Annotated in this window: 28 protein-coding genes, 1 tRNA gene and 1 pseudogene; 12 read left to right on the forward strand and 18 right to left on the reverse strand. The window is 64.7% G+C overall.

Annotated features, from left to right (window positions below; genetic code table 11):
- The first annotated feature begins 5 nt into the window (after positions 1 to 5).
- The gene (locus E2I15_RS34520; RefSeq protein WP_018269493.1) at positions 6 to 326 is read left to right on the forward strand and encodes a YbaB/EbfC family nucleoid-associated protein; all 321 of its coding nucleotides are present in this window, start codon (positions 6 to 8) and stop codon (positions 324 to 326) included.
- 100 nt (positions 327 to 426) lie between these two features.
- On the forward strand, positions 427 to 1,032 hold the full coding sequence (recR, locus tag E2I15_RS34525) for a recombination mediator RecR (RefSeq protein WP_137481365.1): 606 nt from the start codon (positions 427 to 429) through the stop codon (positions 1,030 to 1,032).
- Here recR and E2I15_RS39910 read toward each other — a convergent pair.
- Positions 1,029 to 1,142, reverse strand: a complete 114-nt coding sequence (locus E2I15_RS39910; protein ID WP_137481363.1) for a PEP-CTERM sorting domain-containing protein — start codon at positions 1,140 to 1,142, stop codon at positions 1,029 to 1,031. The two genes, recR and E2I15_RS39910, sit on opposite strands and share 4 nt — an antisense overlap.
- Positions 1,143 to 1,178: 36 nt before the next feature.
- On the opposite strand from E2I15_RS39910, the gene E2I15_RS34535 reads away from it, so the two are divergent.
- Both E2I15_RS34535 and E2I15_RS38925 read left to right on the forward strand, forming a co-directional pair.
- Positions 1,179 to 1,622 (forward strand): hypothetical protein, encoded by a 444-nt coding sequence (locus E2I15_RS34535; protein ID WP_246668227.1) that lies wholly within the window; start codon positions 1,179 to 1,181, stop codon positions 1,620 to 1,622.
- Positions 1,623 to 1,643: 21 nt separating this feature from the next.
- Positions 1,644 to 1,865, forward strand: a pseudogene (locus tag E2I15_RS38925) (IS481 family transposase); the annotation flags it as partial.
- 40 nt (positions 1,866 to 1,905) lie between these two features.
- Here E2I15_RS38925 and E2I15_RS34540 read toward each other — a convergent pair.
- Positions 1,906 to 3,276 carry an AmpG family muropeptide MFS transporter gene (locus E2I15_RS34540; protein WP_137481361.1) on the reverse strand — a complete coding sequence of 457 codons (1,371 nt, stop codon included), beginning with the start codon at positions 3,274 to 3,276 and terminating at the stop codon, positions 1,906 to 1,908.
- Between the two features lie 195 nt (positions 3,277 to 3,471).
- On the reverse strand, positions 3,472 to 4,680 hold the full coding sequence (locus tag E2I15_RS34545; protein WP_137481360.1) for a DNA recombination protein RmuC: 1,209 nt from the start codon (positions 4,678 to 4,680) through the stop codon (positions 3,472 to 3,474).
- Between the two features lie 170 nt (positions 4,681 to 4,850).
- On the opposite strand from E2I15_RS34545, the gene def reads away from it, so the two are divergent.
- From def to truA, 3 genes are all read left to right on the forward strand, one after another.
- On the forward strand, positions 4,851 to 5,378 hold the full coding sequence (def, locus tag E2I15_RS34550) for a peptide deformylase (RefSeq protein ID WP_137481358.1): 528 nt from the start codon (positions 4,851 to 4,853) through the stop codon (positions 5,376 to 5,378).
- A 140-nt stretch (positions 5,379 to 5,518) separates the two neighbouring features.
- Positions 5,519 to 6,454, forward strand: coding sequence for a methionyl-tRNA formyltransferase (gene fmt / locus E2I15_RS34555; protein WP_137481356.1), 936 nt, complete (start codon positions 5,519 to 5,521; stop codon positions 6,452 to 6,454).
- A 108-nt stretch (positions 6,455 to 6,562) separates the two neighbouring features.
- Positions 6,563 to 7,300 carry a tRNA pseudouridine(38-40) synthase TruA gene (truA, locus tag E2I15_RS34560; protein WP_170991671.1) on the forward strand — a complete coding sequence of 246 codons (738 nt, stop codon included), beginning with the start codon at positions 6,563 to 6,565 and terminating at the stop codon, positions 7,298 to 7,300.
- Positions 7,301 to 7,442: 142 nt separating this feature from the next.
- Here truA and dapE read toward each other — a convergent pair whose 3' ends face one another.
- From dapE to rpmH, 11 genes are all read right to left on the reverse strand, one after another.
- A complete protein-coding gene (gene dapE, locus E2I15_RS34565; protein ID WP_137481353.1) occupies positions 7,443 to 8,609 on the reverse strand; it encodes a succinyl-diaminopimelate desuccinylase in 1,167 nt (388 codons plus the stop codon).
- A gap of 17 nt (positions 8,610 to 8,626) precedes the next feature.
- Positions 8,627 to 9,244 (reverse strand): DUF805 domain-containing protein, encoded by a 618-nt coding sequence (locus E2I15_RS34570; protein WP_137481351.1) that lies wholly within the window; start codon positions 9,242 to 9,244, stop codon positions 8,627 to 8,629.
- 73 nt (positions 9,245 to 9,317) lie between these two features.
- The gene (dapD, locus tag E2I15_RS34575) at positions 9,318 to 10,163 is read right to left on the reverse strand and encodes a 2,3,4,5-tetrahydropyridine-2,6-dicarboxylate N-succinyltransferase (protein WP_021079579.1); all 846 of its coding nucleotides are present in this window, start codon (positions 10,161 to 10,163) and stop codon (positions 9,318 to 9,320) included.
- A 257-nt stretch (positions 10,164 to 10,420) separates the two neighbouring features.
- Complete coding sequence (locus E2I15_RS34580; RefSeq protein ID WP_137481349.1) at positions 10,421 to 11,101, reverse strand: pyrimidine 5'-nucleotidase; 681 nt, start codon at positions 11,099 to 11,101, stop codon at positions 10,421 to 10,423.
- Positions 11,102 to 11,291: 190 nt separating this feature from the next.
- A complete protein-coding gene (locus E2I15_RS34585) occupies positions 11,292 to 12,278 on the reverse strand; it encodes a DUF1036 domain-containing protein (protein WP_137481468.1) in 987 nt (328 codons plus the stop codon).
- A gap of 59 nt (positions 12,279 to 12,337) precedes the next feature.
- The gene (gene argB / locus E2I15_RS34590) at positions 12,338 to 13,231 is read right to left on the reverse strand and encodes an acetylglutamate kinase (protein WP_016848093.1); all 894 of its coding nucleotides are present in this window, start codon (positions 13,229 to 13,231) and stop codon (positions 12,338 to 12,340) included.
- A 216-nt stretch (positions 13,232 to 13,447) separates the two neighbouring features.
- Positions 13,448 to 13,816, reverse strand: coding sequence for a DUF423 domain-containing protein (locus E2I15_RS34595; protein ID WP_137481347.1), 369 nt, complete (start codon positions 13,814 to 13,816; stop codon positions 13,448 to 13,450).
- Positions 13,816 to 14,466 carry a ribosome biogenesis GTP-binding protein YihA/YsxC gene (gene yihA, locus E2I15_RS34600; protein WP_137481345.1) on the reverse strand — a complete coding sequence of 217 codons (651 nt, stop codon included), beginning with the start codon at positions 14,464 to 14,466 and terminating at the stop codon, positions 13,816 to 13,818. The genes E2I15_RS34595 and yihA overlap by 1 nt, the downstream gene beginning before the upstream one ends.
- A 175-nt stretch (positions 14,467 to 14,641) precedes the next feature.
- Positions 14,642 to 16,537, reverse strand: coding sequence for a membrane protein insertase YidC (gene yidC, locus E2I15_RS34605; RefSeq protein ID WP_137481343.1), 1,896 nt, complete (start codon positions 16,535 to 16,537; stop codon positions 14,642 to 14,644).
- 3 nt (positions 16,538 to 16,540) lie between these two features.
- Positions 16,541 to 16,951, reverse strand: coding sequence for a ribonuclease P protein component (rnpA, locus tag E2I15_RS34610; RefSeq protein ID WP_137481341.1), 411 nt, complete (start codon positions 16,949 to 16,951; stop codon positions 16,541 to 16,543).
- 32 nt (positions 16,952 to 16,983) lie between these two features.
- On the reverse strand, positions 16,984 to 17,118 hold the full coding sequence (gene rpmH / locus E2I15_RS34615; protein ID WP_008542748.1) for a 50S ribosomal protein L34: 135 nt from the start codon (positions 17,116 to 17,118) through the stop codon (positions 16,984 to 16,986).
- A gap of 363 nt (positions 17,119 to 17,481) precedes the next feature.
- Here rpmH and E2I15_RS34620 point away from each other — a divergent pair, with 363 nt between their 5' ends.
- Positions 17,482 to 18,960, forward strand: a complete 1,479-nt coding sequence (locus tag E2I15_RS34620; RefSeq protein WP_137481339.1) for a sensor histidine kinase — start codon at positions 17,482 to 17,484, stop codon at positions 18,958 to 18,960.
- Between the two features lie 152 nt (positions 18,961 to 19,112).
- Positions 19,113 to 19,189: transfer RNA gene (locus E2I15_RS34625), tRNA-Arg, on the forward strand.
- Between the two features lie 47 nt (positions 19,190 to 19,236).
- Here E2I15_RS34625 and E2I15_RS34630 read toward each other — a convergent pair.
- Positions 19,237 to 19,758 (reverse strand): methyltransferase family protein, encoded by a 522-nt coding sequence (locus E2I15_RS34630; protein WP_137481466.1) that lies wholly within the window; start codon positions 19,756 to 19,758, stop codon positions 19,237 to 19,239.
- A gap of 600 nt (positions 19,759 to 20,358) precedes the next feature.
- Between E2I15_RS34630 and E2I15_RS34635 the strand changes: the two genes are divergently transcribed.
- The 3 genes from E2I15_RS34635 to E2I15_RS34645 are packed head-to-tail and all read left to right on the forward strand — an operon-like array spanning position 20,359 to position 21,867.
- The gene (locus E2I15_RS34635; protein ID WP_137481337.1) at positions 20,359 to 21,168 is read left to right on the forward strand and encodes a sterol desaturase family protein; all 810 of its coding nucleotides are present in this window, start codon (positions 20,359 to 20,361) and stop codon (positions 21,166 to 21,168) included.
- The gene (locus E2I15_RS34640) at positions 21,155 to 21,442 is read left to right on the forward strand and encodes a DUF5658 family protein (protein WP_244435841.1); all 288 of its coding nucleotides are present in this window, start codon (positions 21,155 to 21,157) and stop codon (positions 21,440 to 21,442) included. Before E2I15_RS34635 ends, E2I15_RS34640 begins: the two co-directional genes overlap by 14 nt.
- Positions 21,443 to 21,492: 50 nt before the next feature.
- Positions 21,493 to 21,867: a hypothetical protein gene (locus E2I15_RS34645; RefSeq protein ID WP_137481335.1), complete on the forward strand. Its 375-nt coding sequence runs from the start codon at positions 21,493 to 21,495 to the stop codon at positions 21,865 to 21,867.
- 116 nt (positions 21,868 to 21,983) lie between these two features.
- On the opposite strand, the gene E2I15_RS34650 is transcribed toward E2I15_RS34645, so the two are convergent.
- From E2I15_RS34650 to E2I15_RS34660, 3 genes are read right to left on the reverse strand one after another with little or no spacing between them, the layout of a single operon-like run.
- A complete protein-coding gene (locus E2I15_RS34650) occupies positions 21,984 to 23,480 on the reverse strand; it encodes a sugar ABC transporter ATP-binding protein (protein WP_137481333.1) in 1,497 nt (498 codons plus the stop codon).
- Positions 23,477 to 24,574: an SMP-30/gluconolactonase/LRE family protein gene (locus E2I15_RS34655; RefSeq protein WP_170991669.1), complete on the reverse strand. Its 1,098-nt coding sequence runs from the start codon at positions 24,572 to 24,574 to the stop codon at positions 23,477 to 23,479. The genes E2I15_RS34650 and E2I15_RS34655 overlap by 4 nt, the downstream gene beginning before the upstream one ends.
- On the reverse strand, positions 24,571 to 26,694 hold the full coding sequence (locus E2I15_RS34660; protein WP_137481321.1) for an ABC transporter permease: 2,124 nt from the start codon (positions 26,692 to 26,694) through the stop codon (positions 24,571 to 24,573). The genes E2I15_RS34655 and E2I15_RS34660 overlap by 4 nt, the downstream gene beginning before the upstream one ends.
- Between the last annotated feature and the right edge of the window lie 17 nt (positions 26,695 to 26,711).

The following is a 26,711-nucleotide window of genomic DNA, read 5'->3' on the forward strand; positions in this document are numbered from 1 at the left end:
CACGCATGGCTGATTTTCTCGGCATGATGAAGCAGGCAGCGCAGCTGCAATCCAAGATGCAGGAGATGCAGGAACAGCTCGGCAATGTCGAGGTCGAAGGCATCTCCGGCGGCGGCCTGGTCGCGGTGCGCATGACCGCCAAGATGGAAGTGAAGGGCATCAAGATCGATCCGTCGCTGATGAAGCCGGAGGAACGCGAGGTGCTCGAGGATCTCCTGGTCACCGCGCATGGCGATGCCCGCCGCAAGGCCGAGACCGCGATGCAGGAGAAGATGATGGCGCTCACCGGCGGGCTCGGCCTGCCGCCGGGATTTGGTCCGACTTAAAGCGCGGCGAGATCAAGATGAAGCATCTTCATGCTTTGGCTCTCTGTTTGAGCATGATCTTTTCGGAAAACCGCTTCACACTTTTCCGGATCATGCTCTAATGGCTGCAAGCGTCGCCGGCCCCGAGATTGAACGCCTGATCCAGTTGCTGGCGCGGCTGCCCGGGCTCGGGCCCCGTTCGGCGCGGCGCGCGGCGCTGCATTTGATCAAGAAGCGCGAAGCCCTGATGACGCCGCTGACATCAGCGCTGCAGGTGGCTATCGAGAAAATCCAGGTCTGCAAGACCTGCGGAAACATCGATACACAAAACCCCTGCACGGTGTGCACCGATCCGCGCCGCGATCCCTCGATCATCGTCGTGGTCGCAGATGTCGCCGACCTCTGGGCGCTGGAACGCGCCAATGCGACCAATGGCCGCTATCACGTGCTCGGCGCAACGCTCTCGCCGCTCGACGGCGTCGGTCCGCAGGATCTCACCATCGATCAGCTGGTGGCGCGCGCGCATGCGCCCGAGGTCAGCGAGATCATCCTGGCGCTCAATGCGACCGTCGATGGCCAGACCACCGCGCATTACATCACCGATCTCTTGTCGGAGGCCAATGTGCGGGTGACGCGGCTGGCGCATGGCGTGCCGGTCGGCGGAGAGCTTGATTACCTCGATGAAGGTACGCTATCGGCTGCGATGCGGCAGCGGACGTTGTTCTAGCGCGCGCTCGAGAGTCGGACGCGGCGGCGTTTGCCAAGCGATCCGTCACAAGTCGAAAAGATCGCACCGAAACAAAATGATAGGGTGGATGACGATTCGGGGACGGTCATCCACGCTCTGACGAATCAAGTACGGAACCACCGCAAATGACGACACACCGATTCGGCGTACGCTTGTTCGGCGTACGTTTGGGCTTTGCGCTTCTGGCGGCAACGTCCGCCGCGCCTTGCGCCATCGCGCAGCAGAGCGACGCGCCGCAGAAGCCCGGCAAGATCATTCATGCCGGCGACGTGCTGTCGGGGGAACTCGGCGTCATGAAGGTGCGCGATGCCAAGAACCGCGGCAAGCGCGTCGCGACCTACCAGATCACCAGCGAGCCGCGCCGCCTGCCGCCGCCGAACGGTCTGTGCAATCTCGAGACCGGGCCGGAAACCTTCCAGCTGATTCCGACCAACGACGCCCAGGCCGCGCAGCTCAAAAGCCTCTCCGGCAAGGAAATCTCGGTGAAGGTCGACGAGGTCGCCTGCGCCAAGGACGCCGGCGAGATGAGCGAAGCCATCGTCACCAAGTGGAGCGTGGTGGCGAAGTAGGGCGGTGCCGGCCCGCGTTCCGTGCGCAGAGTCTCATCGACGAGACCCTACATCCCCTTCAAGGGACGCTTCTGGAAGGTTCCCCAAGCCTTCGCCCGCGAGCGTCTTGCCATCCGTCCGCTCGATCGCGACGGCCATTACGGTATCTTCTTCGCCAGCTGGCAGGTCGCATCAATCGACTTGACCAACAACCAACCTGTCAGTGATGTGTCCGAACAGGTGTCAGCCATGTCTCCGGACTGAACATCAAGCCGGGTGATGACAGGGGAGCCGTGCCGCTGAGCTAAACCCTCACCGGCCCCAACTCGTCGAAATGCCCGCGCCGCTGCAGCCAGGCGAGCAGGATCAGGCTCGGGATCGCGACCAGCACGCAGATCACGAAGAACACCTGCCAGCCGACGGCCTTGGCGACATAGCCGGCGCCCGACGACAGATAGGTGCGGCCGACCGCCGCGAGCGCCGTCAGCAGCGCGTATTGGGTCGCGGTGTGCAGCGGATTGCGGCACAGCGCCGACAAATAGGCGACGAAGATCACGGTGCCGATCGCGCTGGTGAAGTTCTCCGCGGTGATCGCCAGCGCGAGCGCCCATTGATCGACGCCGACATGGGCGAGCCAGGAGAACGAGAGATTGGCGACCGCCTGCAGCACGCCGCCGATCCAGAGGCTGGTTGCGAGCGAGTAGCGCCGCGCCACGAAGCCGCCGGCAAAGCCGCCGATCAAGGTCGCGGCAAGGCCGACACCTTTCACGATCGCCGCGTAATCGACCTTGGAAAAGCCGATGTCGATCACGAACGGCGCGGTCATGGTGCCTGAAAACGCGTCGGTGAACTTGAACAGCACCACAAAGGCGAGCGCGGCGAAGGCGTCCTTGCGGCTGAGGAACTCGGAGAACGCGCCAATCGCGGCGTGAAACACGCGTTCGGCGGCGTTCTGCGCGTGGGTCGCCGCCTCCGCGCCCTTCGATTGCGCCGGCTCGGTCGCCGCCAGCGCGGTGACGATGCCGATCACGACCAGCGCGGCCATCACCACATAGCCCCACATCCAGGCCGACGGGCGCGCGAGGCCTGCGGACTCGAAGCCGCTGACGATGAACAGCGCGCCGGCGGTCGAGACCAGCATGCCGACGCGATAGGCCGCGACATAGGACGCCATGCCGGCGGCCTGCTCGCTTTCAGGCAGGCTTTCGACGCGGAAGGCATCGACCACGATGTCCTGCGTCGACGAGGCGGTTGCGACCAGCAGCGCGGCAAACGCCGCGAACCATGGCGAGCGCGCCGGATCGGCCAGCGCCAGCACCAGGATCGCCGCGATCAGCAGCAGCTGCGAGAACAGCAGCCAGCCGCGGCGGCGGCCGAACATCTGCGTGAACAGCGGCACGTGCAGCGCGTCGACCAGCGGCGCCCAGAGGAACTTCAGCGTGTAGGGCGTGCCGATCAGCGCCAGCAGCCCGATGGTGCCGAGATCGACCCCGGCCTCCTTCATCCAGACCTGCAGCGTCGAGCCCGACAGCGCCAGCGGCAGCCCCGAGGAGAAGCCGAGCAACAGCACGATCAGCACCCGCGGCTGCAGGTACACGGCAAAACTGTCGCGCCATGAGGTGGCGGCGGGGGGATTCTTTTCCGGTTGGGTCGCGGTCGCTTCGGGCGCGGTCATGCCCCCCTGTTAGCAGATTCGACCGCAGCTGCCTTGGCTCCCTCTCCCCGCCCTTTCGTGGGGAGAGGGTTGGGGTGAGGGGCTTTCTCGACGAATCATGACGGGCGCAATGTGCGAAAACTCCCTCTCACCCGAAATTCGCGCGACGCGCGAATTTCGACCTCTCCCCGCAAGCGGGGCGAGGTGACTTCGAGGCTACTCCCCCGCCTGCAGCTTGCGGGGGGCGGGGAACAGGTCGGACGTGCTGCCCTTGACGAAGCGGGGGACCTCGATCGGGGTCTCGGACTTGCTGAAGTCGAGTTCCTCGATGCGGCCGGCGCGTTTCTCGATCTTGTCGGCGGAGATCAGGATCTGCCTGACGTCCTCGTTCACCTGGCCGAAATGGGTCTGCAGCTTGAGCACGCGATCGCGCAGGCGGCCGAGGTCGTCACCCAAGTGCATCACCTCGTTGCGGATCTGGTCGGCGGCGTCGCGGATGCGGGCGTCCTTCAGGATTTGCTGCATCACCTGGATCGCCAGCATCAGCAGCGACGGCGACACCAGCACGACGCGGGCGCGATAGGCCTTCTGGATCACATCGTCGAAGCCGTCATGGATCTCGGCATAGACCGATTCCGACGGCACGAACATCAGCGCGGTGTCCTGGGTCTCGCCCGGGATCAGGTACTTCTCCGCGATGTCGCTGACATGCTTCAGCACGTCGGCGCGCAGCCGCTGGCTGGCGAATTTGCGTTCCTCGTCGCTGCGCGCATCGTGCAGCGCAGTCATGGCCTCGAGCGGGAATTTCGCGTCGATGCAAAGCGGGCGCTGGTCCGGCAGGAACACGACGCAGTCCGGCCGCTTGCCCGACGTCAGCGTGTACTGGAACTCGAACGAGCCCTTCGGCATGCCGTCCTGGACGATCGCCTCCATCCGCGCCTGGCCGAACGCGCCACGCGATTGCTTGTTGGCGAGCACGTCGCGCAGCGTCGTCACCTGGGTGGTGAGCTCGTTGAGGTTCTTGTGCGCGTGGTCGATGATGCCGAGCCGCTCGTGCAGCACGCGCAGCGAATCCATCGTGTTGCGGGTCGATTGCTCCATCGACTGGCCGACCCGGTGGGTCACCGAATCGAGCCGCTCGTTGACGGCCCGGGCCATCTCGGCCTGGCGGCCGACCAGCGCCTGCGCCATGGCGTCCACGCGTCCGGAGGATTCGCTCTGGGCCCGCAGCATGTCGGCAAGCCGCTCCTCCAGCTCGTCGGCGCGGATGGCCTGGGCCATCGCGAGTTCCGCGCCGCGCCGGCTGGCGCGGGCGATCACGACCGCAATGGCGAGCAGCAGGATCAGCGCCAGCGCCCCAAGGCCGATCAATGCGTCGGAGACACGGACCGGAAGCTCGCCAATCGTCAGGAGAATCTCGTTCATGCCGGCAGTTGTAGCCGATTCGCAGTCCGGCGCGAACGAAGAGGGAACGATTATGGCAAATGCATTCCTGATTTTCCGGGTTAATGCGGGATGAAGAAACGTGGTTAAGGTTGTCCTAACGGGTTCCTGAGCGCATTGACCCCATGAAGTCAGCAGCTTAAATCGCCGCCATGGCATTAAGAGAAATCATCATCCTGCCGGACAAGCAGTTGCGGCTGGTGTCGAAACCGATCGAAAAGGTGACGCTGGAGATCCGCAAGCTGGCCGACGACATGCTCGAGACCATGTATGACGCGCCCGGCATCGGGCTGGCGGCGATCCAGGTCGCGCAGCCGCTGCGGCTGATCACCATGGACCTCGCCAGGCGCGACGAGGACGGCGAGACCACGGCGAAGCCGCGGGTCTTCATCAATCCGGAGATCATTGCGCGTTCGGAAGAGCTGTCGGTGTACGAAGAGGGCTGCCTGTCGATCCCCGAATATTACGAGGAGGTCGAGCGCCCGGCGCGGGTACGCGTGCGATTCACCGATCTCGACGGCACGGTGCATGAGGAGGATGCGGAAGGCCTCTACGCCACCTGCATCCAGCACGAAATCGATCATCTCAACGGCGTGCTGTTCGTGGACTATCTGTCGAAACTGAAGCGCGACCGCGTCTTCAAGAAATTCGAGAAGGCCGCCAAGCGCGCGGCGGAGTGACCGTTGCATTTGTCCACCGTCACGCCCGGGCATGTCCCGGGCATCCACGTCTTCCTTTCTTCACGGCGCCAAGACGTGGATGGCCGGGACAAGCCCGGACATGACGGATAGTTTGGAGCCAGCGAGAGTAGTTTGATCTCATGCCTCTCCGCCTGATCTTCATGGGCACGCCCGATTTCGCGGTGCCGACGCTGCTGGAGCTCGTAGCCCATGGCCATGAGATCGTGGCGGTCTACACCCGCGCGCCGAAGCCGGGCGGGCGGCGTGGCCTGCAGCTGCAGCCGACGCCGGTCGAGCAGGAGGCGCGCCGCCTTGGCATTCCCGTGCTGACGCCGAAGACCCTCAAAACGCCGGAAGCGCTCGAGGAGTTTCGCGCGCATGACGCGGATGCCGCCGTCGTCGTCGCCTATGGCATGATCCTGCCGCAGGCCATTCTCGACGCGCCCAGGCTCGGCTGCTTCAACCTGCATGCCTCGCTCTTGCCGCGCTGGCGCGGCGCCGCGCCGATCAACCGCGCCATCATGGCCGGCGATGCCGAGAGCGGCGTGATGGTGATGAAGATGGATGTCGGCCTCGACACCGGCGACGTCGCGATGGCCGAGCGGCTGCCGATCTCGGACGGCATGACGGCATCCGATCTGCACGACGCGCTGGCGCCGCTCGGTGCCGACCTGATGGTGCGCGCGATGGCGGCGCTCGGGCGCGGCGGCTTGCAGCTGACGAAGCAGAGCGCGGACGGCGTGACCTATGCGGCCAAGATCGAGAAGGCCGAGGCGCGGATCGACTGGACACAGCCGGCGCGTGCGGTGCTGCGGCACATTCACGGGCTCTCGCCGTTTCCCGGCGCCTGGTGCGAACTTGCAGGCGAGGGCGAGCCGGTGCGGCTGAAGATCCTGCGCTGCGAGCTGGCCAGGGGTTCGGGCGCATCGGGCGATGTGCTCGACGACAACTTTGCGATCGCCTGCGGCGACGGTGCGATCCGGATCCTCGAACTGCAGCGCGCCGGCAAGGCGCCGATGAAGGCAGCGGACTTTTTGCGCGGCACGCCGCTAAAGCCGCCTGCGCGGGTCTTGTGAGATTGTCATGCGCGCGCTTGACCCGCGCATCTATCTCGAAACGGCCTTTTCGGAAGACGATGGATTGCCGGGTCAAGCCCGGCAATGACAGCAAAACCAGATGGAACGATGCCGCGCTACAAGCTCACCATCGAATATGACGGCACGCCGTTCTCCGGCTGGCAAATCCAGGACACCGCGCCGACCGTGCAGGGCGCGCTGGAGGCGGCGGTCAAGGCGATCTGCGGCGAGGACGTGCGCGTCCATGGCGCCGGGCGTACCGATGCCGGCGTGCATGCGCGCGGCCAGGTCGCGCATTGCGACATCGCCAAGCATTTTCCGCCCGGCCGCTTTCGCGACGGGCTGAACGCGCATCTGCGGCCCAATCCGATCGGCGTGCTCGCGGCTGACATCGTGCCCGATGATTTCGAGGCGCGGTTCTCGGCGACCAAGCGGCATTATCTCTATCGTATCACCAACACGCGCGCGAACCTAGCGCTCGACATCGGCCGCGTCTGGCGCGTGCCGCGCGCGCTCGATGCCGGCGCGATGCGCGCTGCCGCGCAGTGCCTGCTCGGCAAGCACGATTTCACCACCTTCCGCGACACCGAGTGCCAGGCCAGGTCGCCGGAGAAGACGCTCGATCAGCTCGACGTCACGCGCGAGGGCAGTGCCATCAACATCATGACGTCGGCACGCTCGTTCCTGCACAGCCAGGTGCGCTCGATGGTCGGCTCGCTGGTCTGGGTCGGCGAGGGCCGCTGGAGTGCCGACGATCTCTCCGCGGCGCTCGCCGCCCGCGACCGCGCGGCCTGCGGCCCCGTGGCACCGCCGGACGGGCTCTATCTGATGCGGGTGGATTACTAGACGGTCTGAATAATCTCGTAGGGTGGGTAGAGCGAATCGATACCCATCGTCGCTATATCTGGTGCGGGTGGATTAAGAGCGGCCCCAACCCCTACTGTGCATGGGGTTGTTTTCGATGTTTTTGTCCAGCCGAGCGGCTGGATCACGCGAAATACCTGTCCAGCACGCCCCGGTATATCCGCGTCAGCTTCTCGAGATCGGCCACCGGCGTGCGCTCGTCGACCTGGTGCATGGTCTGGCCGACCAGGCCGAATTCGATCACCGGGCAATAGCTCGAGATGAAGCGCGCGTCCGACGTGCCGCCGGAGGTCGAGAGCTCCGGCCTGCGGCCGGTGACCTCCTCGATCGCGGCGACCGCGAGGTCGGTGAACGGACCGGGCTGGGTGACGAACACGTTGGAGTTCGACGGCATCCAATCGATATGAGCGCGGATCCGGTTGCCGCAGGCTTTGGCCAGCCGCTCATCGACCAGTTGCCGCAGGCTCTCTTGGGTGTGGTTGTCGTTGTAGCGGATGTTGAACTTCGCCCGCGCCTGGCCGGGGATCACGTTGCTGGCGGTGTTGCCGACATCGACCGTGGTGAATTCGAGGTTGCTGGCCTGGAATTGCGCGCTGCCGTGATCGAGCGGCTCCTCGCTCAGCGCCATGATCAGCCGCGAGATATCCGGCACCGGATTGGAGGCGCGGTGCGGATAGGCGACGTGGCCCTGCACGCCGTCGACGACCAGCGTGCCGGATTGCGAGCCGCGCCGGCCGATCTTGATCATGTCGCCCAGCACCTCGACATTCGAGGGCTCGCCGAGCACGCAATGATCGAATTTTTCGCCTCGCTCGGCGCACCATTTCAACAGCTTGACGGTACCGTTGATCGAGACGTCCTCCTCGTCGCCGGTGATCAGGAAGGAGATCGAGCCGTTGCCATTCTCTTGAGGCTTGCCGCCATGGTCCTGCAGATATTGCAGCACAGCGGCGACGCTGCAGGCGATGCCGCCCTTCATGTCGACGGCGCCGCGGCCGTAGAGATAGCCGTCCTTGACCTCGCCGGAGAACGCGCCGAGCGTCCACGCCGCTTCATCGCCGGGCGGCACCACGTCGGTGTGGCCGGCGAAGGTGATATGCGGCGCCGAAGAACCGATGCGCGCATAGAGGTTGTCGATATCGGCGGTGCCGGGCTCGGAGAAGGTCACGCGGTGAACCTCGAAGCCGGCGGTTTTCAGCAGGTTTTCGAGAACGCCAAGCGCGCCGGCGTCGGCCGGGGTGACGGAGGGGCAGCGAACCAGATCGCGGGCAATCGAGACGGCATCACTCATGCGCCTCGCTTAACACGTCACACGGCGGGTGGACCAGCTTTGTGCGGCACGATATCGAGCTCGCTCTGCTGATCCCAGCCCTGCGTGGAGCGCGACCCGCTGTCGCGGCCGCGACCGCGGCTCACATGGGTTTTGCCCAACGGATTGGGACCGTAGCGATTGGGGTAAGAGGTGCCGGGCAGAAAGGCGAGCTCGATGAAGCCCCAGATGTAGAGCACGAAGACGATCAGACCCGCAGCCACCACCCAATAGGATTCATCGGGAAGCCGGTCCGAGAACTGGCTCATGAGACCCGGAATTGCGAAGAACGGCACCATCCACCAGCCGCTCTTGTCGCGGTCGTGCAGGCGCTTGATCGAGACAGCGACATAGACCCAAACGAACAAGAACGTTCCGCAGGCCTTGACCAGCAATGCCGGCAATCCGGCCCAGCTCAGCGATCTGTAGCTGTCGGGGTCGAAGGCCCGGAAGATGTCGTCGACATTGAAGCTGAACCCGTTCTTGCCGCCGAGGCCGGCCGAGACCACCAGTAAAGCCAGGAACATCATCCAGCAGACGATGATCAGCCCTGCGAGCCAGAATTTGGCCCGGTTGACGCGGCCCTTGAAGCCGAACAGGTAGTTGGCCCAGTCCATGAAAATAAACTCCGGGCTGCGGCAATTCTTCGCGGCCCGGAGATATGTCGGCGTCGGATCGGAATTGGTTCGATCAGTCCCGCAGCAGCTCGTTGATGCTGGTCTTGGCGCGGGTGCGCTCGTCGACCCGCTTGACGATCACGGCGCAGGCGGTGGCAGGTCCCGGCTGGCCGTTCTTCAGCGGCTTGGCCGGCAGGGTGCCGGGCACCACGACGGCATATTCCGGGACCTCGCCGACGAAGATTTCGCCGGTCTCGCGGTCGACGATCTTGGTCGAGGCGCCGAGGAACACGCCCATCGACAGCACCGCGCCCTTGCGCACGATCACGCCCTCGGCGACCTCCGAGCGCGCGCCGATGAAGCAGTCGTCCTCGACGATCACCGGCTCGGCCTGCAGCGGCTCGAGCACCCCGCCGATGCCGACGCCGCCGGAGATGTGCACGCGCTTGCCGATCTGGGCGCAGGAGCCGACCGTCGACCAGGTGTCGATCATGGTGGCTTCATCGACATAGGCGCCGAGATTGACGAAGGAGGGCATCAGCACGACGTTGCGGGCGATGAAGGCCGAGCGACGCACGATCGCGCCCGGCACGGCGCGGAAGCCGGCGTCGCGGAAACGGTTCTCGCCCCAGCCCTCGAACTTCGACGGCACCTTGTCCCACCACGACGCCTTGCCCGGGCCGCCCGCGATCTGGCCCATGTCGTTGAGGCGGAACGACAGCAGCACGGCCTTCTTCAGCCACTGATTGACCTTCCACTTGCCGCTCGCCTCGCGCTCGGCGACGCGTGCCTCGCCCTTGTCGAGCAGCTCCAGCGCGTGGTCGACCGCCTCGCGGACCTCGCCCTTGGTCGAGGTCGAAATGCCTTCGCGGGCGTCGAACGCGGTGTTGACGGTGGTTTCGAGGGCGGACAGCGACATCGGGACAATCCTTGGGCGTATCGGGATTATGACGGGAATTTTGCGGGGCTTTTTCGGAATTTGGGGCAGGAGAGTCAAGGCAAACTCATCTCCCGGCGAGCGGTCCCTCTTTCTTCCGTCGTCCCGGCGAAGGCCGGGATCCATAACCACAAATCTCGGTTGGGTTGCGCGCTGTGGCCCCAGCGTGCCTCGTCACTAACATTCGGGACAATGGGTCCGGCTTTCGCCGGGACGACGCGTGTTGAGAGGCTACGGCTTCAGCCGTGCAAGAAGCCGGTGAGATCGTCCGTGACGTGGTCGACATAAGCGGCGTCGCGGCCTTCGAGCTCCCAGGTCTCGCGCACCACCTCCTGGCTGCCGTCGGGCACGACCAGCACGGTGGTCATGCCGAGCTCATGCGGCACCACCAAATTGCGCGCGAGGTCCTCGAACATCGCGGCCTTCGCCGGATCGACGTCGTGGAGCCTGAGGAACTTCTGGTAGGTCTGCGGCGCCGGCTTCGGCTCGAGATCGGCGGCGATGATGTCGAACACGCCATCGAAATGGTTGCTGATGCCGAGCCGCCCCAGCACCGCGTCGACATGGTCGACCGAGCCGTTGGTCAGGATCAGCTTGCGCCCCGGCAGTTTTGCGATCGCGGCGCCCATCGCCGGATTGGGTTGTAGCGGCGAGTGGTCGATCTTGTGCACATAAGCGAGATAGTCGTCGGCCTGCACGCCGTGCTCGGTCATCATGCCGCGCATCGTGGTACCGTAGCGCAGATAGTAGTCCTTCTGCAGCCGCCGTGCTTCCTCGGGCGAGATTTTCAGCCAGTTGCCGACGAACTCGCCGATCCGCGCATCGACCTGCTGCCACAGGTTGACGTGATGCGGGTACAGCGTGTTGTCGAGGTCGAACACCCAGGTCTCGACATGGCCGAAGCTGCGGGAGGTTTTCATTGTGGCTCTCCACCGGTCAGCGTAAACGTCGTCCCGCCCTCCGCCGTCGTCCCGACGAACGGCAGGACCCATACCGCGGAATCTATCAATGTGGCACGATGCTCGTCGTTCTTCGCCAAACGCAGTCTTGTGGTAATGGGTCCCGGCCTTCGCCGGGACGACAGTGATGTTTGTGGCGCCATTGTCTTCATCACGGCATCGCAAAGCGCAGTGTCTTGCCGCCGCTGGTCATGTCGACGGTGGTGAAGCCGAGCGCGGCGAGGCCGCGGGTGTTGCAGTCGCCCTGTTCGTTGATCTCGAACTTGCTGTCGCGGGTGCAGAGCTGGACCCCGCCGCCCCAGTTCAGCGGCTTGTCCTTGATGCGGATGGCCCGGTTGTCGTTGTCGACGGCTTCGGCAAACGAATAGATCTGCTTCGGCGTGCCTGACACGTCGGGATGCAGGCACTTGCCGGGGTCGATGCGATACCAGCCGCGGCTGGTCACCACCTTGCCGTCGCCGGTTGCAACCGCGGCCATCACCTTGTGCGGCGTGTCGTTGCACCAGGTCAGCCCCGATGGCGACGGCTTCTGCACAGCATCGATCATGATGGCGAAGAAATTCGGCGACTGCACGATGTCGCTGGCGAGCCCACGGCTCTTCAGGAACGCCGACAGCGCACTCTGGGTCTTCGGCCCGTCGACGCCGTCGATCGGCGCCGCATCGTAGCCCGCGATCACCAAGAGGCGCTGGATTCCGGCGAGGCGCGCCTGCTCGTCGTCATATTCGCTGTCTTCGGCGAGATAGGCGACCAGGTTGCCGTCGTCGGTCTTCGTCGGCGTGATCTGGGTGAATTGCGCGGGCATCTGGCCGGAGCGGCATTGCCGCGCGGCGGCGATCACGAAATTGTCCTGAGCCACGCAGAGTGTGTCGGTGCCGTTCTGCGGGATCGGCGAGGCGCCATAGACGCCGAGCGCCCGCGCATTGAGCAGCACGCGGTCGGCGGTCAGCGCGCCCTGCACCACGACCCGGCAGGTCGCGGGATCGATCCGGAACCAGCCGCGTGTCGCGGTGGCGGCCTTGTCGTCGATGCCGATCGCGGCCTCGATCACATAGCTCATGCGGTTGCAGAGCTTGAGGTCGGCATGCGCCGGCGCCGACGAGAACAGGAACGACACCAGCGCGGCCGGCAGCGCCATCGCGAGCCGCGCCGCCGGCGACCGGCGAGGGATCCTCGCCGTGTGTCCCGCGTCTGCCATTACTTATGGATCAGCGTGCCGGTGCCTTGGTTGGTGAAGAGCTCGAGCAGCACCGCGTGCTGCGTCTTGCCGTCGATGATCACGACGCCCTGCACGCCCTGTTCGAGCGCGTAGATGCAGGTCTCGACCTTCGGGATCATGCCGCCGGAAATCGTGCCGTCGGCGATCAGCTTGCGGGCTTCCTTGATCGACAGGTCCGGAATCAGCTTCTTGGACTTGTCGAGCACGCCCGGTACGTCGGTCAGCAGCAGCAGGCGCTTGGCCTTCAGCGCGCCCGCGATCGCGCCGGCGAAGGTATCGGCGTTGATGTTCAGGGTCTGGCCGTCCTGCGAGGTCGCGAGCGGCGCCAGCACCGGGATCAGCTCATAGCCGATCAGCTGATTGAGCAGCGTGAGGTCGACCTTTTCGGGATCGCCGACGAAGCCGAGGTCGATGGCCTTCTCGATGTTGGAATCCGGATCGACCATGGTACGCGTCGTCTTCGACGCCTTCACCATGTTGCCGTCTTTGCCGGACAGGCCCACGGCCTTGCCGCCGGCTTCGTTGATATAGCCGACGATCTGCTTGTTGACCGAGCCAGCCAGCACCATCTCGACGATCTCGATGGTCGCGGCGTCGGTGATGCGCAGGCCGGCGGCGAATTCCGACTGGATGCCGAGGCGCTTCAGCATGGTCGCGATCTGCGGCCCGCCGCCATGCACGACCACCGGATTGATCGCGGTCTGCTCGAGCAGCACGATGTCGCGCGCGAACGCCTTTGCGGTGTCCTCGGCGCCCATGGCATGGCCGCCATATTTGATGACGATGGTTTCCTCGTCATATTCCTGCATGTGCGGCAGCGCCTCGGACAGGATGCGGGCCTGATCGAGCGGGCTGATGTGCTGGTCGGTCATGGGGCTGTCTCGTCGTCAGCGGAGGGGTGGCGCGGTTCTATCTGATTGCCGGGCAGGGCGCAAAGCGGGAGAGGTATTCGCTCGTATCTGTAGCCCGGATGGAGCGAAGCGCAATCCGGGAATCGTGCCGCGGCTGCAGTCCCGGATTTCACGGAGCCTGTCATCGGGCGCGCATTCGCGCGACCCGTTGGCTCCATCCGGGCTACAAGTTACCATTCACTGCTTCGGCCACACCGCCGCGACCGCCAGTACCAGCCAGCTCAGGATCAACAGCGTTCCGCCGGTCGGCGCGGCCATCGGAAACAATCCATGGCCGGCATATTGGCGCAGCACGAGCTCGCCGGCGAACAATGACGCCGCGATGACGAACCCGGCCGACGCCACGATGGCGAGCTTCGCATGGATGATCGCGCGATCCGCGACCGCGATGGTCGCGACTACGGCGGGTGCATGGAACAGCAGCATTGAGGACGCCGCCGCCAGCCGCGTGGCGTCAGGCAGATGGGCCGCGGCCGCCGCCAGCATCACGCCGCAGGCGCCCATGATGGCAGCAAGGCCGATCAGGAGGCGGGATGCGCCGCTCATCAGCGCCGTTCCTCGATCAGGCGCACCATGGCGGCACGCAGCTCCGGCATGCCGCCGCCGGTGCGCGACGAGGTCACCAGCACTTCTGGGAAGGCGGCGGGATGTTTTGCGAGCGTTGCCGACGTGTCGGCGATGACGGTCTTGAGTTCGCCGGCCTTCACCTGGTCGGCCTTGGTCAGCACGACCTGGTAGCTGACCGCGGACTTGTCCAGCGTCTTCAGCACGTCGAGATCGACGTCCTTGATGCCGTGGCGCGCGTCGATCAGCACATAGACCCGCGCCAGCGTCGCGCGCCCGAGCAGGAATTTGTGGATCAGCGCCGTCCATGACGCCACCTTGGTCTTCGGCGCCGAGGCGTAGCCGTAGCCGGGCATGTCGACCAGGCGGAAGCCCGCCCTCTCCGGCCCCTCGAAGAAGATCAGCTCCTGGGTTCGCCCCGGCGTGTGCGAGGTGCGCGCCAGGTTGCTGCGGCCGGTCAATGCGTTGATCAGGCTCGACTTGCCGACATTGGAGCGACCGGCAAAGGCGACCTCGAGGCCGGCCATCGGCGGCAGCGTCTCGATCGAGGGCGAAGCCCAGATGAAGCGCCAGTCGCCGGCGAACAGCTTTCGCCCTTGTTCGATCAGCGCCGCATCGGATTCGGTGCTCATGCGAAGGATTCCATTTCGTCGCGGCCAGGCAAAGGTCCAGGCGGGTCCTTGGGGTAGGACGACCCAGCCGTCCAGGTCAACGTCCAGAGCCGCGGTTCTGGCCGCCCTCCAATACGTCGATGCCCGGCACAAGGCCGGGCATGACATGGTGACGAAGCGCCGTTGCTGGAAGCAGCTACGTCGCCTTCTTGGTCTCAGTCGTCACGCTTTTTTTTTGAAACGTCGCCTTCAGATTGTCGAACAGCTCTACCTTCACGCCGTTGCGCCGCATGATGTAGCTCTGCTGCAGCACCGACAGCAGGTTGTTCCAGGCCCAGTAGATCACGAGACCCGCCGGGAAGCCTGCCAGCATGAAGGTGAAGATCAGCGGCATCCAGTCGAAGATCATCTTCTGGGTCGGATCCGGCGGCGCCGGGTTGAGCTTCATCTGGACCCACATCGTGATGCCCATGATGATCGGCCAGATGCCCATCACCAGATAGGAGCCGAAATGCGGTCCGAGCAGCGCGATCGGATCGAACGGAATGAGGCCGAACAGCGTGAACAGATTGGTCGGATCGGGCGCCGAGAGGTCCTTGATCCAGCCGAAGAACGGCGCGTGCCGCATTTCGATGGTGATGAACAGCACCTTGTAGAGCGAGAAGAACACCGGGATCTGCAAGGCGACGGGAAGACAGCCCGCGATCGGGTTGATCTTCTCCTTCTTGTAGATCTCCATCATCTCCTGCTGCTGCTTCACGCGGTCGTCAGGATAGCGTTCCTTCAGCGCCTGCAGCTGCGGCTGCACCGACTTCATCTTCGCCATCGAGGCGTAGGACTTGTTGGCGAGCGGGAAGAACAGCAGCTTCACGATCACGGTCACCAAGAGGATCGCGATGCCGAAATTGCCGACCAGGCGATAGAACCAGTCGAGCGCCAGGAACATCGGCTTGGTGATGAAGTAGAAGTGGCCCCAGTCGATCAGGAGATCGAAATGGTTGAGGCCGAGCTGCTTGTTGTAGCCGCCGAAGCCGACCAGCGGGAAGTTGAGGCCGACCGTGGCGGCCTCCTTCGCGCCGGCGAACAGCCGCGCGTTGGCAACGCCGGTGCCGCCGATCGGAATGGTCTGCGCGCCTAGCATGTAGTCGGTCTGGTAGCGCTTGTCGCCGGTCGTGAAGCGGGCGCTTTCGAGCGTTGCGGTGGTCTCCGGCAGCAGCGCCGCGGCCCAGTATTTGTCGGTGATGCCGAGCCAGCCGTCGGTGACCTTCGTGAACACGATGCCGCGCGAATTTCCGCCGGTCGAGGTCTTGGCCTCGTCGATGTTCTTGTAGCTGAATTCCTGCAGGCCGTGTTCGCCGAGATAGCCGATCGGGCCTTCGTGCAGAATCGCGTAGCCGGAGACCGGCGGCTTGCCGCCGCGCGAGATCAGACCGAACGGATACAGCGTCACCGGCGCGCTGCCTTGATTGATGACCTCGTCCTTGATGGAGAACAGGTAGCGATCGTCGATCGAGATGGTGCGGCGGAAGGTCAGGCCCTGGCCGTTCTCGTATTTCAGAATCACCGGGGTGCTCGGCGACAGGCTGTTCGATCCCTCCTGCTGCCAGACGGTTTCGGCGTTCGGCGTCTTCACCGAGGAGCCGTTCGCGGTCAGCCACAGGAACTCGGCATAATAAGGCTCGGCCGTGCCCGACGGTGAAAGCAGCACGACAGCGGGCGATTTCGGATCGACCGTCTCACGGAACTGAACCAGCGAGAGGTCGTCGATCCGGGCGCCCTTCAGCGCGATGCTGCCGGTGACGCGCGGGGTCTCGATCTTGATGCGCGGGCCTGAGGCAAGCACCGTCTCGCGGCTCGCGACCGGAGCGTCAGCAGCAGGCGCGCCGGGGGCCGGAGAGGGGGTCGCCGAGGTTCCGGGAGCGGCGCCGGGAGCAGCACCCGGAGTTGCCTGCGGCGCCGGCTTCTGCAACTCCGCCTGGCGCTGCGCCTCGCGCTGCTTCTCCATCTGCGGCACATTGTAGAAGTATTGCCAGGCGATCAGGACGAGGCCGGACAGAATGACGGCAAGGATCGTGTTGCGGTTGTCGGACATCTCTTAGGGTCTCGTCATTCCATTCGGATTGGGCGCGCTTTTGTTACCCGCCTTGTTGGTACCCGTCTTGTCGGTAGCCGTCTTGGGCGCAGGCCGGTCGAGGCGGCGCAGCGCCGACCGCAGGTCGTCAAGCATGGTCGCAAAGTCGCGGGTCAGCGCGTCACGACGGCCCACTAGCACATAATCATGGTGCGGCCGCATGAATACGGCGTCGACTTGTCTCATCACTTCGCGAAGCCGGCGGCGGATGCGGTTGCGCTCGGTCGCGGTACCGTTCTTCTTGGTGACGGTATAGCCGACGCGGATCGGGCCCTGATCGTCGCGGCGGCGGCCCTGCAGCACAAAAGCTGCGGTATTCGCCCGTGCGCCATTGGCAACGGCGAGGAAATCCGCCCGCTGCCTCAGCCGATCCATAATGGGTATCTCCGGAGAGGAGACGTCCGGGCTCAGGCGCTCAGGCGCTTGCGGCCACGCGCGCGGCGCGCAGCGAGGACCTTACGGCCGCCGGCCGTGGCGAGACGGGCGCGGAAGCCGTGACGGCGCTTGCGCACCAGTTTGCTGGGTTGATAAGTCCGCTTCACGGGTAATTCTCCGCTGACCGGGCAATTTGCCGTTGTATTGAGATGGAGTCCGGTGATGCTGGCGGGCCCAAACGAGCCGTTCACGGCCCCAATGAGCCGCCCCCGGTCAAGAACCGGGCCATCGCGGACAGTTGGCGCGGCTTATAAGGGAGTGCCCTGTTTTCGTCAATGTCACAGGGCGTCGCAAAAAGGCTTCTTCGAAACGTCGCAATTGGGGCGAATATATCTGATTTGGCGGGGTATTTGACGGTATGGAGACGCTCTGGGCGTTCCGGGAACCGTCGACATTAGCGATCCGTAATTTGACCGGCTTGGGGGCCGGGCCGCATCCTCCGACCCCTAAGCCAAACAAGGCCTTATCTTGTGGCTCTAACTGACGATCAGGCGACCGCGCAGAAGCAGCGGCCCAAGCCGTCCCCCCGGCTGGGGCTGTCGGGCAAGCTTTTGCTGCTGACGATTCCCCTGGTGATGATCGCCGGGCTCCTGATCTACGTCCCGGCCATCGCCAACTTCCGGATGAACCGGCTCAATGACCGCCTGGCCGCCGCCAATACCGCGGCGCTGGTGCTCGACGCCGCCCCGTCCGGCCTGGTGCCGGATTCGCTGGCGCGCCAGATCCTGACCAGCATCGGCGCCCGTGCCGTCGCCATCAAATTGGGACAGCAGCGCCGGCTGCTCGCCAGCGCCGACCTGCCGGCCGCGATCGACCATGACGTCGACATGCGGACCATGACGGTGTGGTCGGCGATCGTCGATGCCTTCGAGATCATGTTGGAGCACGGCGACCAGACCATCCGCGTGGTCGGACCCGCGCCGGGCCAGGCGCAATTCATCGAGGTCGTGATCGACGAGAAGCCGCTGCGGCAGGCCATGTACCGTTTCTCGCGCAACGTCCTGGTCGTCGCGCTGTTGATTGCCGGCCTGACCGCCGGCCTGGTCTATCTGGCGCTGCATTATTTGTTCGTGCGCCCGATGCGGCGGCTGACCGCGAGCCTGGTCGGCTTCCACGAGAATCCGGAGAGTTCGGCGCGAATCATCGTGCCGAGCCAGCGCGGCGACGAGATCGGCGTTGCCGAGCGCGAGCTGTCGGACATGCAGCGCGACCTCGTCTCGATGCTGCATCAGAAGAGCCGGCTTGCCGCGCTCGGGCTCGCCGTCTCCAAGATCAACCATGATCTGCGCAATCTGCTGGCGTCCTCGCAATTGCTGTCGGACCAGCTCGCCAGCGTGCCCGACCCGCGGGTGCAGCGCTTTGCGCCGAAATTGTTGCGCTCGCTCGAGCGCGCCATCGCCTTCTGCCAGTCGACACTCTCTTATGGCCGCGCGCAGGAGGCGGCGCCTGATCGCCGCGTGATCATGGTGGAGCCTGCGGTTGCCGAGGTACGGGAGTCGGCCGGGCTCGCGACCGATGTCTCGATCACCTGGATCAGCGCGATCGAGCGCGGCCTGACCATCGACGCCGACCCGGACCAGCTGTTCCGCGTGCTGCTCAACCTGGTGCGCAACGCGGCGCAGGCGCTGGAAAGCCGGCCGGCCAGCGACGGCGGCGCGCAGCAGATCCGCATCACCGGTCGCCGCGAGGGGACGGTCGCGATCATCGAGGTCTCCGACACCGGTCCCGGCGTGCCGGCCAAGGCGCGCGAGCATCTGTTCGAGGCGTTCCAGACCTCCGGGCGCCCCGGCGGCAGCGGACTCGGCCTTGCGATTGCCGCCGAGCTGATCCGGGCTCACGGCGGCCACATCCACCTGGTCGAGGGCACCATCGGCGCCACCTTCCGGATCTCGATCCCGGATCGCCCGGTGGAACTGCTGTCGGTCCGCAGCGAGCGCGCGAGGGCCTGAGGCCGTTCCGGTATTCCGGGGCGGCTAAAGCCGGGCCGGAAATTGGCGTTTCCAGACCTTGCCAACTGGACCCGGAGCCTGTAGCTAGAGCGCTCTTTCGCGACGTTCCGGGGCTCCCGGAGCCATGCGGCCTCAAGCCCACCCGCGAAAATGCGCCCGTAGCTCAGCTGGATAGAGCATCAGACTACGAATCTGAGGGTCGGACGTTCGAATCGTTCCGGGCGCGCCATTTCACGACGGGCACGATACCACACCCCTCCCGCGGCGGCGTCCGCGTCACGGATGATTCCGGGGTCGTGCGGCTCGCCAGGGCGTGAGCCGCGGAATCCAGCGCGGGACATTGGTCCGAAAGTCCTCGTACTGTGCGCCAAATGTCTGCTTGAGCGTTGGTTCTTCGTACACCAAGACGAAGACGTGGAAAAAGAGCCAGAGCAGCGCGGCATACCAGAGGAGGCGCCAATCGCCGAATAAAAGTGCTTGACCAAAAATGACAGCAGCGACCCCGACGTAAATCGGATTTCGCACGTAGCGATAGAGACCCGTGACCACCAGCTTCTGTGTCGGCGCGATCGGGGCTGGCGTTCCCAGCCCCTGCAGTGCAAACCGCGCGAACGAATCCAAAACTCCGGGCACTCCGGCAATGATCAACATAAGTCCGATGGCGCGGGTCAGTTCAAAGCCGAAAAAAGCCGGCCGGAACTCCCAATGTGTGATCCACCATGGGACGAACCCCGCCAGCACCAAGGGCGCGACGACGAAGAATAGGGCGGAGCCCAATACCGCGATCATTTTCGGCATGGCACCTTCTTCCCGGCCCGTCGCAAGGTTAGCGCAGCCATGTCCGGTCAGCGCGTTCACCGGAAGGACGCGGTGGTCCCATCCAAAATCCGGGTGATCATCATAGCGGCATCGGCGGCTCACGTGCACCCTGGGCAGCGGTCGAGCGAAATTGAACGTTGCATCATAGGGGCACAGCGAACGAGTAGTGCCCATCTTCATCGACCGTGGCGCGCCATTTTCCGATTGCAGCAAATCCGGACCGGCGTCGCTCAGATGGATGAGACGGTCGCTTGGTGCTGAAGCGCGGTTGCGTTGTCACCGTCCGCGGAGAGCCAACGCGCAATTCGGCATTGACCGAAGCAAATCCCGACCAATTCCCTTGCTGTCCGACGGTATGATCGGTGCGTTCGCTTCAGCTGGCCGTCGCCGCACCGGATCGGAGGCAGGCCCGGAAAAATCCCGCGCGGGTCGGAATCGGGCCCAACGCGAGGGGCCGCCCCGTAAAAACCCTGCTTGCTCCCGCCGGAACGTTGAGAAAAAATAAGCTTTTTTAGCTTATAGGCGCAGGAATGTTTTTATTCTTATTGTCTGTCCCTTTGAACCGGCGAGTCATCCCTCATGAAGAGTGACATCGCAAACGCCGTATTTTATGCGGCCGTATTTCTGGGCATCGTCTACACCAGTCGCATCCTGGAAAAAAGATGGCCGATCGCGGACGTTCCCTACGGCGAGTTTCGCGATGACTGGCTCGCGGTGATCGTGAGCCTCGGGTTGTCGTCCATGCTCGCTCCGATCGCGGCGATCAGCGCGGGCAAAATCGCGAGCTATACCGGTCTCGGTTGGATCAAGCTGCCGACCGACGGCTACTGGTGGTACGTCTCCCTCGCAATCATCGTGGTCGCATTCGATCTCTACAAGTACGCATACCATCGCCTGCAACATGCGATCCCCTTTCTATGGGCGATGCATTCCTTCCATCACAGCGCGAACGGCGTGACGTTCATTACCGGCGGCCGGCATTTCTGGCTGGAGCGGGTGTTGTCCGACGCCTTTCTTCCGATCATGGCGATTCTGTTCCGCATCCCGCCGGACATGGTGATAGCGGTGGGATTCATCTTCTTCATGCCCGATGCATGTGCCCATCTCAACGTCCGGATTCCGCTCGGTCGGTATGTGACATGGATCAACAATCCGCAATGGCACCGGATCCATCATTCGGTGCTTCCCGAGCACAGGGACAAAAACTTCGCTGCCTGCTTTCCGCTCCTCGACATTCTGTTCGGCACGGCCTGGATACCGAAGCCGGACGAATATCCTGCAACGGGCCTCGTGCCTGCCGAGCGCGTGGACATCATCAATAGTGTGATCTGGCCAATCCGGCATCTTCGGCATTACTGGCATCGGGAGTCTCGGAATGAATTGGGTTAAGGGTCTTTTGGTGCTCCTCGCCCTGCTGCTGGGTTACGCCGACCTCGTGTCGACGAATGTGATCCTGAGTCTCGGATTGGGTGAGTTGAACCCGTTCATGCATCTGGCGCAGACATGGTTCGGTGTATGGTGGCTGGTGCCCAAGCTTGGACTGACGTTCGTGGTCACGTGGCTGCTTTGGCGGAGCAACAACGTCTACAACATCGCTCTCGTCGTCGCCTTCTGCTCCACGCCTGTCCTGAACAATCTCGTCATCATCGCGGGCACGAACTGAATCAATCCCTTCGCCGGTTGCCGCAACTGGCGAAGTCAGGAGGATCAGTGATGTCGGACAGGTTCGTCGTCGCCTGCATGGTCTGGTGTACCCTGATCCTGGGTGCTCCGGGGGCGAGCGTGCACGCGCAGACGCCGTCGAGCTGCAAGGAGCCGCAAACCGGCACCAGCCGCGTCCCGATGCTGTCGCCGCCGCTTGCCAATGTGGTGACGGGCACGGGACGGCTGCAATTCTACTCGGCGCCGAATCTGCACTGTCCGATCCGCGGGGTGTTCGTCATTCCGAATGACGCACTGATCGCCTATGCGCAAACCATGGATGGCTGGTCGTCGGTGATGTACCTCAATCCGGGGACGGGCAACGACGTCTCGGGTTGGGTGAGGTCGGCGAGGCTGAAGGTGACTGGAACGGTCGGACCGAAGTAGCACGCGACCTGGATCGCAACAGGCGGGCGGCTGCCCCCGCGCCACACCGCTTGAGCGTTGTCTGCACGAATGCGCTGTGTGCGGCGAGCCGGCCGCGACGCGTGCCGCTGTGGCGATCAGTGAATCGCCGCGTACATGATCTTCTCCTCGGTGGCTTCGAGCGCGGAGAATTCCTCGACCACCTTGCCCTGGCGCGACACCAGGATGCGGTCGGACAGCGCCATGATCTCGGGCAGATAGGACGAGATCACCACCACCGCCTTGCCCTCGTCGGCGAGTTGGTTGATCAGCTCGTGGATCTCGACGATGGCGCCGACGTCGACGCCGCGGGTCGGTTCGTCGAAGATGATCAGCTCGGGCTCCTGCACCAGCGATTTGGCGATCACCACCTTCTGCTGGTTGCCGCCCGACAGCTCGACCACCTTGGCCTCGTCGCCGATGGCGCGAACCTTGAGGCGCTGGGTCCAGGTCTTGCCGACCGAATTGGTCTCGCGCCGCGACAACATCATGCGCCCCCCGGGAAACTTGGAAAGCAGACCGAGATAGATGTTGCGGGCGATCGAGGCGGTCTCGAAGAAGCCCTCGACCTTGCGATCCTCGGTCACATAGGCGATGCCGGCCTTGACCGCCGGCGCCGGCACCCGGTAGCGCACCGGCTTGTCGTGCAGCAGGATCTCGCCGCCGTGGAAGAAGTCGCGCTTCAGCACGCCGGATACGATCTTGAAGGTCTCGGTGCGGCCCGCGCCGACCAGGCCGAACACGCCGGTGATCTGCCCGGCAAACACCGATAGCGAATTGTTCTTCACCATCGGCGCCATCTTGAGGTTTTGCACCGTGAGCACGCGCGCGCCGGCCGGCCGGACGCTGGTCTTCCGCGCGCCATAGAGCGTGTTGGAGAGGTCGCGCCCGACCATCGCCTGCACGATCGCCGCGCGGTCGAACTTTGCGGCATCGTCGGTGACGACGTGCTTGCCGTCGCGCAGCACGGTGATGCGGTCGGCGAGCAACAGAGCCTCTTCCAGCGCGTGCGAGATGAAGACGATCGAGACGCCTCGCTTTTTGAGGTCGCGGACGAGGTCGAAGAAATACTTCTTCTCTTCCGGCGTCAGCGACGCGGTCGGCTCGTCGAAGATGATGACCTTGGCTTTGTGCAGGACCGCGCGCGCGATCTCCACCATCTGCTTCTTGGCGGCGCCGAGCCCGCTGACGGTCGCGGTCGGCGTCACGTCGAAATTCAGCGATTGTAGGAATTGCTGGGCGGCGATGTAGATGCCGCGCAGCCGGTTGTAGAATTTTTCCTGCCCGAGAAACAGGTTTTGCGCGACCGTCATGGTCGGCACCAGGCTGTTCTCCTGGAACACCATGGCGATGCCGAGATTGCGCGCCTCGAGCGGCGTGCGCGGTGCGACCTCCGCGCCGTCGACACTCATGCCGCCCGAGGTCAGGGTCACGACGCCGGCCATCACCTTGGTCAGCGTCGACTTGCCGGCGCCGTTCTCGCCGACCAGCGCATGGATCTCGCCGCGGCGCAACTCGAAGTCGACGCCCTCGATGGCGGGGACGCCGGCGTAGAGCTTGGTGGCCTTGCGCAGGGAAAGCACGGTGTCGCTCATGAGCCGACCTCCTCGGCGAGTCCGGCGAGGGGCAGTTTCAGCACGCGGCCCGGTCCCTTGGCGATCAGCACAAGGTCGCCGCCCAGCTCGAGCGCCGCGACGATGCCGTGATTGATGCCGTCGACCCGGCTGTGCAGCGAGTACTTCGGCTTGGCGTCCTCGCTCAGCCGGATGACGAGGCCATAGGAGCGCGGCGGCGCCCACGGCTTGATCACGCCCATCGTCTTGATGTGGGCGCCTTGCATCGGCTCCTTGAACGAGAAGCCCGAGCGCAGCCGCGGCGCCACCCAATAGGCCGGGTCGATCTCGGCCATCATGCGGCGCCGGTAGGCCGGCTCGCGCAACACGAATTCGATCAGCTGGGTGCGTGCGGTGAACGCCGTGAGCCAATAGCCTCCGCCCGCGGCCTTCGACAGCCGCGACGGATAGACGGGCAGGTGGCCGAGCACGACCTGCGGCGGCCTGCCATCCGCAACCAGCACGAGACGATGCCGCCAGCTCTCGCTGACCAGCACGCCGTCGCCGCGCGCGCAGGCGCCGAAGGCGTAGCCGAGCTTCGACGCCAGCGGCTGCACCGACCTGGTCCTGGGATCGAGCCGGAACACGCGGCCGCTCCGGTTCAGCTCCATCAGGTCGCGCGCCCAATCATCGATGCCGCAGCTCGCCGAGCCGTCGGTCGCCATCAGGGTCCCGTCGCCGGCCTCCGTCAGCGCGTTGATCGCGTTAAAGGCGGCGTCGCTGAACGTCATGCTCGGCTCGGCCGACGAGGGATTGGTATAGAGCCGCACCTCGCGGCCGCCGAGCGCGACCGCGATGCCGCCGCCGGTGAGTGCGCAGAGCGCCGAAATCGGCTGCTCGAAGCTGCGCAGCTCCGTCGCTCCGCCGCCGTCGAGGCGCAGCAGACGCCGGCCGTCGGCGACATAGAGGTTGCGGCCATCGGTTGCGAGATCCTCGGGCGACTCGCACTCCAGCAAGGTTGTCGCCGTCTCCAGCTTTTGATTCGGCTTGAGCGCGCCGTCGAACGACGGCACCGTGATGGTGGCCTCGCCGCGGCCGAGAAAGCGGTTGGCGAATTCCCTGACGGCCGCAATCACGACGCATTCCCCCAGCGCTTGTCATACTGCACGAAGTTCGGGTCCGCGTTCTCCAACTTGTAGCGGCCGATCCGGTTGTTCATGATACCGCCGAGATAGAGATAGCCGCGATGCTCGCGCATCGAGGTGATCATCGGATGGTTTTCGCCGCGCAGGTCCCAGAACGATTCGAGGATCTTGCCCTGCTCGTTGAACTTGACCACGCAGCCGGTGTTGATATTCGGGAACAGCCATTCGTCGACCGGGACGCGCTTGGCCATGCGGCGGCGGAAGCCCGGCATCTTCCAGGCGAGGTCGAGCGAGGGGCTGCGCATGCCGACCAGCGCCAGCCAGTAATTGCCGTCGGAGGCGAGGTTGATGTTGTCGGGGTAGCCCGGCAGATTGTCCATCACCACCTCGACCTGGCCTTTCTTCGGCCCCGCGAACCACAGCCGCTTGATCGAGCAGCCGAAGGTCTCGGCGAACAGGATCGACACCCCGTCGCTGGCGACGCAGATGCCGTTGGGGAATTTGAGGCCGCGCAGCGCCGTATGCGTGGCGCCGGTCTTGGTGTCGTAGCAGATGATGCGGCCGTTGCCGCGGGCCTCGAGGCCGTCGATCGGCCATTCGTCCATCTCGTAGCGCACGGTGGCTTCCGAGAAGAAGATCAGGCCGTCGTCGGTGATGTCGAGGTCGTCGGCCAGCCGCAAGCGGCTGTCGTCGTTCACCGAATGCATGCTGCGGTTGGTCTCGTCGGTCGCCTTCTCCACGGTGCCGTCGGGCGCGATGCGGTAAAGGCCCATGCCGCCGATGCAGACATAGAGATTGTCCTGACGGTCGAACGCCATGCCGAGCGGCTGACCGCCGATATGGGCGAACACCTCCATGCGCTGATAGTCCGGCGCGAAGAAGCGCATGATGTCGCCATGGCGCGAGCCGGCGTAGAGATTGTCGTTGCGATCGAGGATCACGTCCTCCGGCGCCTCGATGCGGCCGAGACCGATCAGCTCGACGTCGCGCAGCTTGTCGTTCTGCTCGAACGGGCCGCCCTGGCCGATCTCGGTCGGTGGAGGCGGCGGCAACGCGTGATAGGTCGGCGCGACATAGACCTTGCTGATGATGCGGGTGCGGTTCTTCTGCCAGCGGATGTCGACCATCGCGGCGACCAGCAGGATACCGGCGAGCGCCATGCGGTTGATGCCGCCGCGTGCATTGAGCGTGGTGAGGCCGTTGGTGATCAGGAGCACGATCAGCACGCCGACCAGCGATTTGGCGACCGAGCCCTTGCCGCCGCCGAGCGTGATGCCGCCCAGCACGGTCGCGGTCAGCACGATCACCTCGAGGCCGACGCCGATGTCGCCGCCGACAGTGCCGAGCCGAGCCGCGAAGAACAGCGCGGCGATGCTGGTCAGCACGCCGCTTGCGACATAGCAGAGCGCGATGGTGCGGCGGACCGGAATGCCGGAATTGTAGGCCGAACGGCGCGAGCCGCCGATCGCGGTGATGTGCCAGCCCGGGCGCAGCCGCGTCATGAAGATATGGCCGAAGATCGCGATCGCGATGTAGACCAAGGCGACGCTCGGAATGCCGAACACGTCGCCGCCGCCGATGAAATTCCAGGACGGGATGTCGGGAAAGGCCGCGGCGATCGAATTGGAGTAGCGCTGGATCAAGAGATCGAACGCCGAGCGGTAGATGATCAAGGTGATCAGCGTGGTGATGAAGGCGCGTAGCCGCAGATATCCGATCAGCACGCCGTTGACGGCGCCGAGCAGTGCGCCGCAGACGAGGGTGGCGACCACCACCGCGGGAACCGGCCAGTTCAGCACGTCGAGCAGGTAGAGCGCGCAGAAATCCGTCAGCGCGAAGATCGAGCCGACCGACAGATCGATGCCGCCGACGATGACGACCAGCGCCATGCCGAGGCCGATGAAGCCGATCTCGCCGGCCTGCCGCGCGGTGTCGGCGAGGCTCGACGGCGACAGGAAGTGATCGATGGACCGGCTGAGCGCGAAGCCGACAATCAAGAGCAGGATCACCGGAATTGCGGTCTCGGTCCAACGCTTGGACAGGATCTCGCCGAGGAGATGATCCGGCCAATAGCGGTAACGCAGGCTCGTCAGGGTGTCGCGCATCGGCATTCCAGCAAGGCGTTCGA

This window comes from Bradyrhizobium sp. BR2003, assembly GCF_009720285.1.
Lineage (GTDB): Bacteria > Pseudomonadota > Alphaproteobacteria > Rhizobiales > Xanthobacteraceae > Bradyrhizobium > Bradyrhizobium elkanii.